Source organism: Candidatus Frankia alpina (assembly GCF_902806485.1).
In the GTDB taxonomy this organism is placed as follows: Bacteria; Actinomycetota; Actinomycetes; order Frankiales; family Frankiaceae; genus Frankia; species Frankia alpina.
In genome coordinates, this window is the sequence record NZ_CADCWT010000440.1 from 1 (window position 1) to 1,824 (window position 1,824).

Below are 1,824 nucleotides of genomic sequence, written 5' to 3' on the forward strand. Positions count from 1 at the left end.
GCATCCAGCGACAGGGGCGCCGTCGAATCGACGCGGTCCGCCTCCTCGGCGGGCTCGTGCAGATCGAGCGGACCGGTCAGGTCGATCAGCGCGTCGAGGCCGCCCGGCTCGGCGTCCCCGTGCGGCTCGGCCTCGGCGGGCAGCCGGGATTGCGGGTACGCGGCGGCTTCGTCGTCCGCGGTGAGGCTCGCGCCGACCTCGATCGGCGTGGTGCTCTCCGGGCCCGCGGCCGGGCCGGGCGGGGGCCCCGCGGCGGTGTCCGATCGGCTCTGGGGGACGGCGCCCGGTCGGGCGCCGAGGGGAGAGACGGACCCCGGCTGGCGCGGCGGGAGGGGGGAGGGCCTGCCCAGCGGCTGCCCGGCGGCTGCCGCGAGCCGGCGCCGGATCCGGTCGGAGTCGGGCTGGTGCCGGGCCATCTCGGTGCCCAGCATGACGCGCAGTTCCTCGTGGAACGCGGTGCTCGTCAGGTTCCCGTCCGGGGTTCTGGCACGGCTCATCTGGCCCGACCCGGCGGGTCGATCATGGTCGGGCTCCTGGAACCCCGACGTGCTTGGTGTCATCTACGCCTCGGCGACGCGCCACATCGGCCAGGCCAGCCGAGGCCAGGGCCCCGGCCCGGGCCCGGCTGACGCCCCCGTCCCACCCGCTGGTCCGGACCGGCTCGAGTGGTCCAGTCGGGCCGCGTGTTCGGGCCGGGGCAGGCGTTCGTGCTGGGGCAGTTCGCGCCCGGCGACGGGCTTGCGCCAGGGAACGGGTTCGCGTCGGAGGGTGGGTTCGCGCCGGGCCACCGGCACGGGCCTGGGCAGCAGTCCGGTCGCCGGGAACGGCTCGCCGCCGAGGTGCTGACCGGCGCCGGGAGCCGGCTCGGCCCCTGGAATCGGCTCGACCGGGTGCTTCGGGGCAAAGGCGGACCGGTCGGGCCCGGCGGATTCGTCGGGCTGCCCGGTGCCGCGCCCGTCGGCGGACTCGTCCAGGCCGGAGCGCGCACCGTTCATCCCGGACGAGCCTGGCCGGGACGTGCCTCCCTGGGACAGGTCGGGTTGCTCGGGCGCCATGCGGGGGGTCACCTCCTGCTGGGTCGTCGCGGTCGGCGACAGCTCCGTTCTCTTAAGGATTCGCTCCAACTCGGCGACTCCCTTGGCCGTCTGGCTTTTCACCGTCCCGACAGCGATGCCCAGTGTCCGGGCGGTCTCCCCTTCCGACAGGTCGAAGGCGTAGCGGAGCACCACGCAGGCCCGCTTGCCCGGCGGCAGGCTCATCAGGGCGGTGCGGAGGTCGACCACCGCCGGCACGTCCGGCACCGGGGCGGACGGCTCGGCACGCTGCCCGAGCACGGCCAGCCCGCGCCGCTCGCGTACGACCTTGCGGACCCGGTCCGCCGCCAGGTTCGCGACGATGCGCCGGACGTAGGCCAGGGGGAGCTCAGCCGAACGGACCCGGTCCCAGCTGGACCAGGCCGCGGTGAGCGCATCGGCGGTGATGTCGTCGGCCGCGTCGTGGTCACCGGTCAGCAGGTACGCGAAATGACTCAGCGCACGATGATGGCTTTCGAAGAACGCGTGGAACTCCGCCTGTCTGAGGGGATGTTCGTGCTCGTCGTCGGCCGCGACCGCTTCCACTGGCACGCTCCCCGGGCCCGTCCTGGCCGGCGCGTCCCCGGAGCCGGCCTGACAGTCGATGCTGTGGTCGTCTGTGACTGGTTGCAGAGAATCATGAGATCAGGGCGATGCGCATATGACGGTAGCGACTGGATCTGCTGTCTGTCGTGGCACTTGAGTGCTGATCAGTTCCTGTACCGTTAATACGGCGATACGAACGCCGCAC

General features: G+C 73.3%; 1 protein-coding gene and 1 pseudogene. Both read right to left on the reverse strand.

What is annotated here, in order from left to right:
- Positions 1-497 (reverse strand): annotated as a pseudogene (locus G6R25_RS23745) (hypothetical protein); the annotation flags it as partial.
- Between the two features lie 63 nt (positions 498-560).
- Positions 561-1,625 carry a SigE family RNA polymerase sigma factor gene (locus G6R25_RS23750; protein WP_235949511.1) on the reverse strand — a complete coding sequence of 355 codons (1,065 nt, stop codon included), beginning with the start codon at positions 1,623-1,625 and terminating at the stop codon, positions 561-563.
- Positions 1,626-1,824: the final 199 nt, after the last annotated feature.